General features: G+C 74.4%; 13 protein-coding genes. 11 read left to right on the forward strand and 2 right to left on the reverse strand.

Going from position 1 to position 13,863, the window contains the following annotated elements; genetic code table 11:
* Positions 1-50 precede the first annotated feature (50 nt).
* Positions 51-680, reverse strand: a complete 630-nt coding sequence (locus ATL31_RS01410) for a PadR family transcriptional regulator (RefSeq protein ID WP_101394195.1) — start codon at positions 678-680, stop codon at positions 51-53.
* A gap of 156 nt (positions 681-836) precedes the next feature.
* On the opposite strand from ATL31_RS01410, the gene ATL31_RS01415 reads away from it, so the two are divergent.
* The 11 genes from ATL31_RS01415 to ATL31_RS01465 all read left to right on the forward strand — a co-directional run bounded on the left by ATL31_RS01415 (position 837) and on the right by ATL31_RS01465 (position 12,163).
* The gene (locus ATL31_RS01415) at positions 837-2,288 is read left to right on the forward strand and encodes an aldehyde dehydrogenase family protein (RefSeq protein WP_101394196.1); all 1,452 of its coding nucleotides are present in this window, start codon (positions 837-839) and stop codon (positions 2,286-2,288) included.
* A gap of 39 nt (positions 2,289-2,327) precedes the next feature.
* Positions 2,328-3,326, forward strand: coding sequence for a substrate-binding domain-containing protein (locus tag ATL31_RS01420; RefSeq protein WP_101394197.1), 999 nt, complete (start codon positions 2,328-2,330; stop codon positions 3,324-3,326).
* Between the two features lie 180 nt (positions 3,327-3,506).
* Entirely contained in the window at positions 3,507-4,496 is a 990-nt protein-coding gene (locus ATL31_RS01425; protein WP_245861823.1) for an ABC transporter substrate-binding protein, read from the forward strand.
* 79 nt (positions 4,497-4,575) lie between these two features.
* Positions 4,576-5,391 carry an ABC transporter permease gene (locus tag ATL31_RS01430; RefSeq protein WP_101394199.1) on the forward strand — a complete coding sequence of 272 codons (816 nt, stop codon included), beginning with the start codon at positions 4,576-4,578 and terminating at the stop codon, positions 5,389-5,391.
* A complete protein-coding gene (locus tag ATL31_RS01435; protein WP_101394200.1) occupies positions 5,388-6,173 on the forward strand; it encodes an ABC transporter permease in 786 nt (261 codons plus the stop codon). The genes ATL31_RS01430 and ATL31_RS01435 overlap by 4 nt, the downstream gene beginning before the upstream one ends.
* 1 nt (position 6,174) lies before the next feature.
* Positions 6,175-7,029: an ABC transporter ATP-binding protein gene (locus tag ATL31_RS01440; RefSeq protein WP_101394201.1), complete on the forward strand. Its 855-nt coding sequence runs from the start codon at positions 6,175-6,177 to the stop codon at positions 7,027-7,029.
* Between the two features lie 121 nt (positions 7,030-7,150).
* Positions 7,151-7,777: a GntR family transcriptional regulator gene (locus ATL31_RS01445; RefSeq protein WP_101394202.1), complete on the forward strand. Its 627-nt coding sequence runs from the start codon at positions 7,151-7,153 to the stop codon at positions 7,775-7,777.
* Between the two features lie 33 nt (positions 7,778-7,810).
* Positions 7,811-8,518 carry a molybdate ABC transporter substrate-binding protein gene (locus ATL31_RS01450; protein WP_101394203.1) on the forward strand — a complete coding sequence of 236 codons (708 nt, stop codon included), beginning with the start codon at positions 7,811-7,813 and terminating at the stop codon, positions 8,516-8,518.
* Positions 8,519-8,611: 93 nt separating this feature from the next.
* Positions 8,612-9,514: a MarR family winged helix-turn-helix transcriptional regulator gene (locus ATL31_RS01455; protein WP_101394204.1), complete on the forward strand. Its 903-nt coding sequence runs from the start codon at positions 8,612-8,614 to the stop codon at positions 9,512-9,514.
* Between the two features lie 88 nt (positions 9,515-9,602).
* Positions 9,603-11,507: an FAD-dependent monooxygenase gene (locus ATL31_RS01460; protein WP_101394205.1), complete on the forward strand. Its 1,905-nt coding sequence runs from the start codon at positions 9,603-9,605 to the stop codon at positions 11,505-11,507.
* 161 nt (positions 11,508-11,668) lie between these two features.
* Positions 11,669-12,163, forward strand: coding sequence for an SRPBCC family protein (locus ATL31_RS01465; RefSeq protein ID WP_101394206.1), 495 nt, complete (start codon positions 11,669-11,671; stop codon positions 12,161-12,163).
* A gap of 70 nt (positions 12,164-12,233) precedes the next feature.
* Here ATL31_RS01465 and ATL31_RS01470 read toward each other — a convergent pair whose 3' ends face one another.
* Complete coding sequence (locus ATL31_RS01470) at positions 12,234-13,832, reverse strand: phytoene desaturase family protein (RefSeq protein WP_101394207.1); 1,599 nt, start codon at positions 13,830-13,832, stop codon at positions 12,234-12,236.
* Positions 13,833-13,863: the final 31 nt, after the last annotated feature.

The following is a 13,863-nucleotide window of genomic DNA, read 5'->3' on the forward strand; positions in this document are numbered from 1 at the left end:
GACCTTAGGTGCTCGCCGGTCCCGATGGCCAAGGCTCGGACGCCGGCCGGTCAGGCGGGACGCGGTGGGGCCGGCGGTGCGTCGCCGGGCGCGCCCGCCGCGGCCTGCAGCCGGTCCACGAGCTCGAGGCCCCTCTCGGCCCAGGCGACCTCGAGGGCCGCCCGCTCCACCAGCCCCCGGTAGACGTGGACCTTGTAGGCGACGACGGCCGCGTGGGCGGCCTGCGGGGCACGGGCCAGCCGCAGCCGCAGCAGCTCGGTGTCGTGCGCCTCCAGCGCGTCCGCGTGTGCGGCCCAGCGCCGGCGCTGGTCCTCGTGGAAGGCCCGGTGCGCCGCGTACTGGCGGCGGGCGTCGTCGTAGGAGCCGAGCTCGAGGTAGGTGGCCTTGAGGTACTCCGCCGACCGCTCCCGGACCGGGGGGTCGACCCGCTGGACCCAGTCCGCGAGCGCCGCGCAGCCCGCGTCGGTGACCGAGTAGGTGCGCTTCGTGGCATGCGTCCCGCGGGCGCTGGCCTGCGCGCGCACGAGCCCGGCCTCCTCGAGGCGGCGTAGCTCGGGGTAGATCTGGGAGTGGCTCGCGTGCCAGACGAAGCCCACGCTCTGGTCGAACTGCTTGGCCAGCTCGTAGCCGGTCATCGGCCGCACCTCGAGCAGGGCCAGCAGGGCGGAGCGCAGCGACACGGACGCCCTCCTCGGGTCTCTTCGCGGGGCCCGTCGGACGACGAGCCGGTCAGATGGTCGTACTTTACGTAAAGAGTGACATATTGTGCCGTCCGGAACACCGTCCGGCACACCGTCCGGAACACCGTCCGGCACCCCCAGCGAGCAGGAGCTGCCATGCCGTCTCCCGTGGACCGCGACTGGCGCCTGCTCGTCGGCGGCGAGCTGCGCGCCGCCGAGGGCGGCCGCACCTACCCCGTCAGCGACCCCAGCACCGGCGAGCACCTCGCCGACGCCCCCGACGCCACCGCCGGCGACGTGGACGCCGCGGTCCGTGCCGCCGCGGCCGCCTTCCCGGCCTGGCGGGCGACATCGGCTCCCGAGCGGGGGGAGGTCGTCGGCCGGCTCGCGGCCGTCCTGCTGGACCATGAGGACGAGCTGGCCGAGCTGGATGCCCGCGGCCTGGGGAGCCCCGTCCGCAGCATGCTCGCCGACGTGCGCCGCGCGGCGGAGTCGCTGCGCCTGTTCGCGGGATGGGCCCTGGACCTGCGCGGGGAGACGATCCCCGCCTCCGCCGACAACCTGCACTACACCGTCCGGGAGCCGTGGGGGGTGGTGGCCCGCATCCTGCCCTTCAACCATCCGCTGATGTTCGCCGCCGGCAAGATCGCCGCCCCCCCCGTCGCCGGGAACACCGTCGTCCTCAAACCGGCCCACCAGACCCCGCTCTCGGCGCTGCGCCTCGGGGAGCTGTTCCGTGGCGTCCTGCCACCCGGGGTCCTCGGGGTGGTCACCGGGCGGGGCCCGGAGACGGGAGAGGCGCTCGTGCGCCATCCCACGGTCCGGCGGATCGCGTTCATCGGGAGCGAGCGGACCGGCCGGGCCATCCAGGGCGCGGCGGCGGCGGTCGGGGTCAAGCAGGTGACCCTCGAGCTCGGCGGCAAGAACGCCATGGTCGTCTTCCCGGACACCGACCTGGACCGCGCGGCCGACGGCGCCGTCGACGGCATGAACCTCGTCGCCAGCACCGGGCAGTCCTGCGGCTCCACCTCGCGTCTGCTCGTCCACGAGGACGTCGCCGAGGCCTTCGTCGAGCGGGTCGCGCAGCGCCTGCGCACGCTGCGGGTCGGCCCCGCCACCGACCCCGCCACCGACGTGGGCCCCCTCGTCTCCACGGAGCAGGCCGACCGCGTGCTGCGCCACGTCGCGACGGCCGAGGCCGAGGGCGCCCGGGTCGTCGTCGGCGGCCGGGCACCGGCATCGCTCGCCGGGGGGCACTACGTCGAGCCGACCCTGGTGGTGGACGTGCAGCCCGAGATGGCCCTGGCGCGGGAGGAGGTCTTCGGGCCGGTCCTGTCCGTGCTCACCTTCCGCACCGAGGACGAGGCCGTCGCGGTCGCCAACGGGGTCGAGTACGGCCTGACGGCGGCGGTCTGGACCCGTGACGTCTCGCGGGCCCACCGGATGGCCGCGGCCCTCGACGCGGGGTTCGTCTGGGTGAACGGGACCTCCCGCCACTTCCCGGGCGTGCCGTACGGAGGCACCAAGGCCTCCGGCCTCGGGCGCGAGGAGTCGCTCGAGGAGCTGCTGGGCTTCACCCAGACCAAGGCCGTGTCCGTCATCCTCTGACCTCCCACACCCACGCCCACACACACCCGAGGAGAACCCATGGGAACCAGCACCGTTCAGCTCAGCCTGGCCTGCGCCGACTACGACCGGACGGCGGCCCTGCGCACCGGCCAGGTGACCGTGGAGGGGGCCGACCTGACCTACCTCACGCTCCCCGTCGAGGAGACCTTCTTCCGGATGGTGCGCTACCGCGAGTTCGATGTCGCGGAGCTCTCGCTGTCGACGTACGTGATGACCCTCGCGCAGGACCCGTCGCCGTTCGTGGCCATCCCGGTCTACCCGTCGCGGATGTTCCGGCACAGCGGGATCTACGTGAACGCGGACTCGGGGATCGAGCGACCGGAGGATCTCGTCGGCCGCGTCGTCGGGGTGCCCGAGTACCAGGTGACGGCCGCGGTGTGGATCCGGGGGATCCTGGCCGAGCACCACGGCGTCCCGGTCGACGCGGTGCGGTACCGCACCGGCGGGCTGCACACGCCGGGCCGCACCGAGAAGCTCTCCTTCTCCGTCCCCGACGGGGTGGAGATCGCACCGATCCCAGCGGGTGCGACGCTGGCCGAGATGCTCGCGGAGGGCGAGGTCGACGCGCTCTACACGCCGCGGACACCCGCCCCGTTCACGGCCGGCGACCCACGGGTCCGGCGCCTCTTCCCCGACTCGCGCGCCACCGAGCAGGACTACTTCGCCCGGACCGGCATCTTCCCGATCATGCACGTCGTGGTCATCCGTCGCGACGTGTACGAGGCCCACCGCTGGCTCGCGCGCAGCCTCACCACGGCCTTCGAGCGTTCCCGGGCCCTGACGATGGTGGGCATCGACGAGACGGCCTCGCTGCGCTACACGCTGCCGTGGCTGCCGGACGAGGTCGCGGCCACCCGGGCCGTGATGGGTGCGGACTACTGGACCTACGGCCTCCCCGGCAACGAGGGCACCCTCGAGACCTTCCTGCGCTACTCCTTCGACCAGGGGCTGGCCGACCGTGCGTGGTCGCCGCGGGAGCTGTTCGCGCCCGAGACCCTCGAGGGCGTCGTCGTCTGAGCCCGCGGTCCGGCCGGCCCCGGGGTGGGGGCCCGTCTCAAAATGTCGCCGGAGTGGTTGACGAGATTGTTGACAATACTGTTGACTCTGGCGCACGCGCTCGACGGCGAGCGTCGCCGGACTCAAGGAGGAGCCCCCATGCACCTGTCCACCACCGCCCCCCGACGAGTGTCCCGTCGGGTGGGACTGATCGCCCTCGGTGCCACCTCCGCGCTGCTCCTCGCCGCGTGCGGTTCCGGCGACGGGAGCCTGGGCACGTCGTCCTCGGCGTCCTCGTCGGCGGCCGGCGGCGGCAGCGGCAGCGGAGCGATGACCCCGCTGACGGTCGGGGTCATCCCGATCATCGACGTGGCGCCCATCTACCTCGGCGTCGACCAGGGCTTCTTCAAGGACGAGGGCCTCGACGTCAAGCTCGAGCTCGCCCAGGGCGGCGCGGCCATCGTCCCCGCCGTCGTCAGCGGCCAGTACCAGTTCGGGTTCAGCAACACGACCTCCCTGCTGCTGGCGACCGCCAAGGGTCTGCCGCTGAAGGCCGTGGCCTCCGGTAACCAGGCGACCGACGACCCGGCCAAGGACTTCGGCGGCGTGGTGGTCAAGCAGGACAGCCCGATCAAGAGCCCCAAGGACCTCGCGGGCAAGAAGGTCGGCGTCAACAACCTGAACAACATCATGACGACGACCATCAACAAGTGGGTGCGCGACGACGGCGGCGACCCGTCGACCATCCAGTACACCGAGCTCCCCTTCCCGGACATGGCGGCCGCGGTCGCCAAGGGCGACATCGACGCCGGCCAGGTGGTCGAGCCGTTCCTGACCATCGCCAAGAGCCAGGGTGAGCGCTACCTCGGGTCCAACCTCGCCGGCGTCGAGCCGGGCATGCAGATCGCGCTCTACTTCACCTCGGCCTCCTACGTCCAGGAGCACGGCGACATCGTCAAGAAGTTCACCGCGGCGATGAACAAGTCGCTGGACTACGCCCAGGCGCACCAGGACGAGACCCGCGCCATCCTCCCGAAGTACACCAAGCTCGATGCGAAGGCCCAGCAGGCCGTCACGCTGCCCAAGTGGACGTCCGAGATCAACACCGACTCGGTGCAGCTCCTGGCGGACCTCGGTACCCAGGACGGCCTCTTCACCAAGAAGGTCGACGTCAGCACGCTCCTCCCGTGAGGTCCACGGTCACCGCGCCGCCCTCCGGCGGCGCGGTGACCGGGCCCACCGACCACCACCCCCGAGGAGCCCCGACACCGTGAGCACCGCGTCCATCGGCCCGTCCCGGAGCCGCCGCCTTCCCCTCCCGGGCAGCGACGCGCTGCTCGGGGTGCTGGGGCTGGTCACCGTCGGAGTCGTGGGCGAGGTCCTGCCCCGCTCCGGCCTGGTCAACCCCCACTACCTGCCGCCGACCAGCCAGATCCTCGCGCGGCTCGCGCAGATCGTGGTCGACCCCGACTTCTGGACCCTGCTCGGGCTGACCGTCCGCGGCTGGGCGCTCGGGCTCGCCCTCGCGATGGTGCTCGGTGTCGGTCTGGGGCTGGTCATCGGCAGCGTCCCGTTCCTGCGCGACGCGACGTCCTCCACGATCGAGTTCCTCCGGCCCATCCCGTCGGTCGCGCTCATCCCCCTCGTGGTCCTGCTCTTCGGCAGCCGGCTGCCCTCGGCCCTGGTCCTGGTCGTGTACGCCGCCACCTGGCAGGTCCTCGTCCAGGTCCTCTACGGCGTGGCCGACGTCGACCCCGTCGCCCGCGACACCGCCCGCTCCTACCGGTTCTCGGTGTTCTCCACCGGCCGCCACGTCGTGTGGCCGACCGCCCTCCCCTACGTGGTCACCGGGTTCCGGCTCGCGGCCGCGGTCGCGCTGATCCTCGAGATCACCGCCGAGCTGGTCATCGGCGTCCCCGGGCTGGGCCAGACCATCGGCGTCGCCCAGTCCTCCGGGGCGGTGCCCGAGACCTACGCGCTCGTCATCGCCGTCGGCCTGCTCGGGGTGGCGGTCAACCTGCTGGCCCGGGCCATCGAGAAGCGCGTCCTGCGGTGGCACCCGTCGGTGCGGAGGGACGCGGCATGACCCCCCTCACCGTGCTGCGGCGGCTCGGGTACGCCCTGGGCCTCCCGCTGGTCCTGGTCGCCGTCTGGTGGTTCGCCTCGGCCGGCAGCACCAGCCCGTTCTGGCCGCCGTTGAGCACCATCGTCGCGAAGTTCCCGGGCACCTGGTTCTCCGGGCGGATGACCGAGGACGTGCTGCCCAGCGTCGTGCGCCTGCTCGTCGGGTACGCCCTGGCCGTCGTGGCGGGCGTCGCCGTCGGGATGCTGGTGGGCCTGTCCCGCCGGGTGCGCGCCTTCACCGAGCCGACCCTGGAGTTCTTCCGGGCGGTGCCGCCGCCGGTCCTGGTCCCGCTCATCGCGCTCTTCCTCGGCTACACGGGGTCGACCTCGAAGGTCATCACCATCGCGCTCGGCTGCGTGTGGCCGGTCCTGCTCAACACGGTCGAGGGGGTGCGCGGCGTCGACGAGGTCCTGCTCGACACCGCGCGCTGCTACCACCTGAGCCGGCGGTCGCGCCTGGTGCACGTCGTCCTGCGGGGCGCGAGCCCGCAGATCGCGGCCGGCGCCCGCCAGGCGCTGTCCATCGGCGTCATCCTGATGGTGATCTCCGAGCTGTTCGGGGCCAACCGCGGGCTCGGGGCCTCGATCGTGCAGTTCCAACGAGGGTTCGCGATCCCCGAGATGTGGACGGGCATCATCATGCTCGGCCTGCTCGGCTTCGTCCTCTCCCTCGTCTTCCGACTCGTCGAACACCGGGCCCTGGCGTGGTACCGGGGCCTGCGCGACGCCAACCGAGGAGCCTGACATGAGCACGACCGACACCACCGACCCCACCTCCCCGGCAGGGGCGGCCGACGCCGTCCTCGACGTCCGGGGGCTGCAGAAGACCTACACCGGCCAGGGACGCTCCGTCGAGGCCATCCGCGACCTCACCTTCTCGGTCCCGCGGGGCCAGCTCGTGTGCATCGTCGGGCCGTCCGGCGCGGGCAAGACCACCCTGTTGCGCTGCATCGCCGGCCTGCTCGACACCACCGCCGGCGAGATCGTGCTGGACGGCGAGACGGTGACCGAACCTCCGCGCGGCATGGCCGTGGTCTTCCAGGAGTACGGCCGCAGCCTCTTCCCGTGGATGACGGTGCGCCAGAACGTCGAGCGCCCGCTCATCGAGCGCAAGGTCGCCGCGGCCGAGCGGCGGCGCATCGTCAGCGAGGCCCTCGAGGCCGTGGGCCTCGCCGACTCCGGCGACGCCCACCCGTGGCAGCTCTCCGGCGGTATGCAGCAGCGGGTGGCCATCGCCCGCGCCGTCGCCTACGAGCCCAAGGTGCTCATCATGGACGAGCCGTTCGCCGCGGTCGACGCGCAGACGCGGGCCGACCTCGAGGACCTCGTGCGGGCGCTCTGGCAGCGCCTCGGCGTCACCGTGCTCTTCGTCACCCACGACATCGACGAGTCGGTGTACCTGGGGGAACGCATCCTCGTGCTGTCCAACCGCCCGACCGTCATCCTCGAGGACGTCGTCGTCGACCTGCCCGGTGACCGCGACCAGCTCGGGACCCGTTCCACCCCCCGGTTCGCGGAGCTGCGGGCCCACGTCTACGAGCTCATCCAGCAGGCGAAGCAGGGCCACCGCCCGCAGGACGAGCCGGGTCCGGTCTCATGAGCGCCATCGGCGGCCCACGGGACGGAGGCGCCCCTCGGACGGCTCGGTCCCCCGCGGCCCGAGCGGCTAGCCTCCACCCCAGCATCCCCACCCCCGTCGAGCGCCTCGAGGAGCGACCGCGTTGAGCACGGACACCACCGTCGCGGACGGTCTGCGGGCCGCCATCCTGCGGGGCGACTTCGCGCCCAACCAGCGCCTGGTCGAGGCCGAGCTGTGCGAGCAGTTCGACGCGAGCCGGTTCACGGTGCGCTCGGCCCTGCGCGACCTCGCGGCCCAGGGGCTGGTCGAGCTCCAGCGCAACCGCGGCGCCCGGATCCGCGAGATCACCCTCGACGAGGCCATCGAGATCACCCAGGTGCGGATGGTCGTCGAGGGCCTCGTCGCGGCGCGGGCCGCCGAGCTCGCCACCGACGAGGACGCCGCCGAGCTGCGCCGCATCGGCGGCGACATGCGCGAGGCGGTCTCGGCCGGTGAGCCGCTGCTCTACAGCGAGCTCAACGCCCGCCTGCACCGCAAGGTCCGCGAGATGGCCGGGCACGGTACGGCGCAGCGCATCATCGAGGAGCTGCGCGGACAGATGGTCCGCCACCAGTTCCAGCTGTCCCTCCGCCCGGGCCGCTCCGCCGTGTCCCTCCGCCAGCACGAGCAGATCATCGAGGCGGTCATCGCGCGTGACCCGGCCGCGGCGGAGGCGGCGATGCGGGGCCACATCGCGAGCGTCATCGATGCGCTGCTCGATGCCCCCTGACCCCCACTCGCCGTGCCGCGTGAGGGCCGGCCGGTGAGCCCGGCGGACGCAGGGGCGCTCGAGGGGCTCTCGTCCCGGGCCACGGAGACCCTGCTGCGCTCGCTGAGCCAGGCGCTCCACCGCGACCACGACGTCTCCCTGACGTTCGCCTCCGCCGGCGGCGTCGAGGTGGCCCGGCGCGTGCGCGAAGGGGAGACCGCCGACCTCCTGGTGCTGGCCGAGGACGCCATGACCGGCCTGGAGAGCGCCGGCCGGCTGGTCCCCGGGACGCTGCGGCCCCTGTTCACCTCGCAGGTCGTCCTCGCGGTCCCGTCCTCCGCCCCGGTGCCCGTGCTGGACACCGAGGAGGACCTGGTCGCCGTCCTGCGAGCGGCGCGGACGATCGGCTACTCGACCGGCCCGAGCGGCCGGGCCCTCACCGCGCGGCTCGAGCAGTGGGGTCTGGCTCGTGAGCTCGGGGAGCGTCTGGTCCAGGCGCCCGCGGGGGTGCCGGTCGCCCGGATGCTGCTCGACAGGCAGGCCGACGTCGGCATCCAGCAGTACAGCGAGCTCGCGGGGATGCCCGGCGTGCGCGTGGTCGGGCCCCTCCCCGGCGCCGCGGCGGTGACCACCGTCTTCAGTGGTGCCGTGCTGCGCGCCTCGCACCAGGCGGAGCGCGCCGCGGCGGCCCTGGGCCTCCTGGGCTCGCCCGGGATGGAGGAGACGGTGCGCTCGCACGGGATGGGCAGCGTCCCGGCCTGAGCGGCTGACCCGGCCCACCGTCACCCCCTCCGGCGGAGCGGACCTCGGCCTCCTACCCTGAGGGCTGACCCGTCGCCCGACCCAGGAGTCCCCGTGCCCTTCGAGGAGCAGCCCGCCCGGGTCGCGGCGGCCGGGCATGTGCCGCTCGGCGCGCTGTGCGGGCACCTGCTGCGCCGGGCCCAGCAGCACCACACGGAGGTGTGGGCGGGCGTCGTCGGGCCCGACGCGACCGGCCCCCAGTACGCCGTCCTCTCGGCCGTCGAGGCCCGCCCGGGCGTCGACCAGCGCACGGTCGGTGCCCTCGCCTCGCTCGACCGGAGCACCACCGCGCAGGTCGTCCGGCGGCTCGAGACCCGCGGCTGGCTGACCCGCGTGACCGACCCCGCCGACCGCCGCCGCGACCTCCTCGGCCTCACCTCGTCGGGTGCGGCGCAGCTGCGGGCTCTGCACCCGCGGGCCAGCATCGTCCAGGACCGGCTGCTGGCGCCCCTGTCCGCGCGTGAGCGGAGCGCGTTCGTGCGGGACCTCGCGGCGGTGGCCCGGGTCGAGGACGTCCCCGGCGCGGGGCACGGGCCCGACGCCCCGTGGCGGATCCCGGGGCACCTGCTGCGCCGGGCCCAGCAGGTGCACACGGCGATCTTCGCCGAGATGCTCGGCGGTGCCCTCACGGGGCCCCAGTACGCCGTCCTCCACGTGCTCGACGGTCGGCCCGGCGTCGACCAGGGGGAGCTCGGCGCCCGGACCGGCCTGGACCGCTCCACCACCGCCGATGTGGGGGCACGTCTCGAACGGCGCGGCTGGGTCACCCGCGAGCGCGACCCCGACGACGCTCGCCGTCGGCGCCTCTCCCTGACCGGCGAGGGCCGCCGCGCGCTGGACGAGCACGAACCCCGGGTCCTCGCGCTCCAGGACGTCGTCCTGGCTCCCCTCCCCGCCCGGGCCCGCCCCTCGTTCCGCGCGCGGCTGGCCCGCGTCGCCCGCCTGCCCGACGCCTGAGCCGACACCGGCTCCCCCTCGGCCTCTGCGACCATTTCATTCAGTACACTGACGAATTGTGCGGGCGTCGTCCGCGGAAGGAGACCCCATGCAGGCCTACCTCGACGGTTTCCACCCCGGCGACCCCGCGCTCACCCCGACCCCGGCCGCCGCGCCGTCGCCCGCGCCGGACGAGGTGGACGTCCTGGTCGTGGGGACCGGGCCCGCCGGGCTCGTCCTGGCCGCCCAGCTCGCCCGCTTCCCCGACGTGACGACCCGGGTGGTCGAGCGCCGCGCAGGTCCGCTCGACCGGGGCCATGCCGACGGGGTGGCGTGCCGCTCGATGGAGATGTTCGAGGCCTTCGGCTTCGCCCATCGTGTGCTGCACGAGGCCTGCGCGGTCACCGAGACCGTGTTCTGGAGCCCCGATCCCGAGCGACCCGAGCACATCGTCCGCAGCGGCCGCGTCCAGGACGTCGAGGACGGGCTGTCGGAGTTCCCCCACCTGATCCTGAACCAGGCGCGGATCGGTGACTTCCTGCTCGACGCGATGCGGACGGCGCCCGCGCGCCTGGAGCCGGAGTACGGCCTCGAGATGGTCTCGCTCGACGTCGGCGACGAGGGCACCCATCCGGTGACCGTGACGTTGCGCCCCACCGACGGCGGACCCGACGCGGGGACGACCACGGTGCGTGCCCGCTACGTCGTGGGGTGCGACGGCGCCCGGAGCGCGGTGCGCGGCGCCATCGGCCGTGGCCTCCACGGGGACTCGGCCAACCAGGCGTGGGGAGTCATGGACGTCCTGGCCGTGACCGACTTCCCGGACATCCGGTTCAAGAACGTCGTCCGGTCCGCGGGCGGCGGCAGCATGCTCGTGATCCCCCGCGAGGGCGGCTACCTCGTCCGGATGTACGTCGAGATGGACCGGCTGGCCCCCGGGGAGCGCGTCGGCGCCCGCGCGGTCACGGCCGACGACGTCATCGCGGCGGCGCGGCGGATCCTGCACCCGCACACCCTCGAGGTGAAGGAGGTCGCGTGGTGGTCGGTCTACGAGATCGGGCAGCGCCTGACGGACCGCTTCGACGACGGAGGCGACGGCCGGGACGCCGCCCTCCCCCGGGTCTTCCTCGCCGGCGACGCGTGTCACACCCACAGCCCGAAGGCCGGCCAGGGCATGAACGTCTCGATGCAGGACGCCTTCAACCTCGGCTGGAAGCTGGCCGCCGTGGTGCGGGGCCGGGCCCGCCCCGACCTGCTCCGTACCTACTCGGCGGAGCGACAGGCCGTGGCGCAGCGGCTCATCGACTTCGACCGTGAGTTCGCGACCATGCTCACCGCCGGCGCGGCCGGGCCCGGTCCCGCCCCCGGGGGGTTCCAGGAGCACTTCGCCCGGCAGGGGCGGTACACGGCCGGGGTCGCGACGCGGTACCCCGCCGGGATGCTGACCGGCGACGAGGCCGGGCAGCACCTCGCCCGGGGGTTCGGCGTCGGTGAGCGGTTCCACTCCGCCCCGGTGGTCCGCCTCGCCGATGCGCGGCGGATGCACCTGGGGCACATCCACGAGGCCGACGGGCGCTGGCGGGTCTACGCCTTCGGGGACCGGGCCGACCCCCGGTCGCCGGAGTCACGCCTGCGCGCGTTCTGCGGGGTCCTGGGCGACCCGCGGCGCTCGCCGGTCGCCCGGTTCACCCGCCCGGGCGAGGACCCCGACGCCGTGGTCGACGTCCGCGCCGTCCTCCAGCAGGACCATGTGCGGGTCACCACGGCCGACCTTCCCCTCGCGCTCCTCCCCCGCAAGGGCCGCTTCGGCCTGGTGGACTACGAGAAGGTGTTCACCCCCGACCCGGACGAGGACGTCTTCACGGTGCGGGGCATCGACCGCGAGGCCGGGTGCCTGGTGCTCGTCCGGCCGGACCAGTACGTGGCCCACGTCCTGCCTCTCGACGCCGCGGACGAGCTCGGCGCGTTCCTCGAGCGCGTCCTGCTGCCCGCGGGAGCCGCCGCGACGGGCTGAGGCCGGTGGAACGCAACCACGGGCGCGCCGAGGGTTGGCGCGGCCGGCCGCCGGGTACTCGCAGGCCATCGACGAAAGGAGCCCTCGATGGCCTCCTCCCGCACCCCTCCCCCGTCCGTGCCGACCCGCGCGACGACCCCGCCACCGACGAGGATGACCCGATGACCGACGAACGACGCCTGCACCGCCCCCGCGTGTCCCGCTCGGTGGCCGCTCCCGCCGAGGCCGTGTGGGACGTGGTCCGCGACGGCTGGCAGTACGCGACGTGGGTCGTGGGCGCCAGCCGGGTGCGCGACGTCGACCAGGGGTGGCCCCAGCCCGGCACCCGGCTGCACCACAGCGTCGGTCTGTGGCCGGCCACGCTCTCCGACACCACCGTCGTCGAGGAGGCCGATCCCCCGCGGCGCATCCTCCTCACCGCCCGCGGGTGGCCCGCCGGGGAGGCCCGGGTCGAGATCGAGGTGGTCGCGGACGGGCCGGAGACCTGCACGGTCTCGATCGCCGAGGACGCCTCCAACGGGCCCGGGCGCCTGGTCCCGATGCCGCTGCGGCAGGCGGTGATCCTGCCGCGCAACCGCGAGACGTTGCTGCGGCTCGCCCTGGTGGCCGAGGGCCGCTACCGGCTGTCCCGCGGGGAGGGCACCCAGCCCGCATGACCCTGCTCGCGTGACACTGCTTCCGTGACGCCGCTCCCGTGACGCCGCCCGCGCGCGGGCGGCGGCGGGGTCAGCGGTCCGGCCGCAGCACCCGCGCCCAGGCAGTGCGGGCCAGCGCCCGGCGGGCCGGCCCGAGGGGCCCGTGCTGGGCCAGGGCGACCACGGCGGCGTTCCATCCGCAGGCTCCGTGGACGCCGCCCCCGGGGTGGGCGGAGGCACTGGCCAGGAACAACCCCGGGACGGGTGTCTCCGGGCGGCCCAGGCCCCGCGTGGGGCGGAACACCAGCTGCTGGTGCAGGCCGGCCGTCCCGCCGTTGAGCGCGCCCCGGCTGAGGTTCGTGTCGTCGGCCTCCAGCGAGGCCGGGGACTGGACGTGGCGCGCCAGCACGCTCGAGCCGAAGCCCGGCGCCACCCGCTCCACCTCCTGCTCCATCCGCTCGACCTGGCGGGCCACGACCTCGGGGTCGCGGGCGCCCTCGCGCGGTAGGTGGCTGTAGGCCCAGGCCGACTCGGTCCCGACGGGTGAGCGCGTGGGGTCGGCCGTCGTCATCTGGCCGAACAGCACGAAGGGCCGCTCGGGCACGCGGTCGACGGCCAGGTCGGCCGCCACCCCGACCAGCCCGTCGTCGTCGGCGCCCAGGTGGACGGTGCCCGCGCCACGGACCTCGGGCGACACCCACGGGACCGGTCGCTCCAGGGCCCAGTCGACCTTGATGGTCGCCGGGTCCCACTGGAAGCGCCGCAGGTCCGCACGGAAGCGGTCGGGCAGGACCTCGTCGGCCAGGAGCCGCTCGTAGAGTGCGGGCGCCGACACGTCGGCCACCACCGCGCGACGGGCACGGACCCGCCGCCCGTCGGCGAGGCGGACCCCGCGGGCCTGCCCGCTGACGACCTCGACCGCTTCGGCGCGCACCCCGCAGAGCACCTGGACCCCGCAGGACTCGGCCCGGCGCCGCAGCGCCTCCGCGAGCCGCCCGGCGCCGCCCTGCGGCACGGGGAAACCGACGTCCTGGCCCAGCATCACCAGGAGCCACCCGAACAGCGCGCTCCCCGCCCCGTCGGGCGGGAGGTCGCTGTGCATGGCGTTGCCGGTGAACAGGACCCGCGCCTCCTCGCTGCGGAACTCCTCGTGCCCGAACCGGCGCACCGAGCTCAGGGCCAGGCGGGCCAGGTCGAGGGTGCCGGCGACGTGCGCGGTGCGGGCCAGCCGCAGGGCGGGGCGCACCGGCGGGAGGGGCGTGAAGAGGGCGTCCAGCAGGGGGTCGCGGATGCGCTGCCACTGCTGCACCAGGCGCAGCCACGCGTCGCCGTCACCGGCCGCGTGGGCCTCCAGCCCGGCCGCCGTGTCCTCGGCCCGGGAGCGCAGCACGGCACCGCGGCCGTCGGGAAGGGCGTGCGCGACGGGGTCGGGGGCCCGGACCCAGGTCAGGCCGTGCGCCCCGAGGTCGAGGTCGCGGATGACGGGGCTCGCGGCGGCGAGGGGGTAGAACGCGCTGAACAGGTCGGTGACGAACCCGGGCGCGGTGACCTCGGCGCTGCGCACGGCGCCGCCCACCTCGTCCTGCTCCTCCACCAGCACCACGTCCCAGCCGGCGTCGGCGAGGGCGATGGCGGCGACCAGACCGTTGGGGCCGGCTCCGACGACGACGGCGTCGCAGGTCAACGTCATGAGGCGTCCCGGCCGGGGTGGCGACCGGCGC

The organism is Phycicoccus duodecadis, assembly GCF_002846495.1.
In the GTDB taxonomy this organism is placed as follows: Bacteria; Actinomycetota; Actinomycetes; order Actinomycetales; family Dermatophilaceae; genus Phycicoccus; species Phycicoccus duodecadis.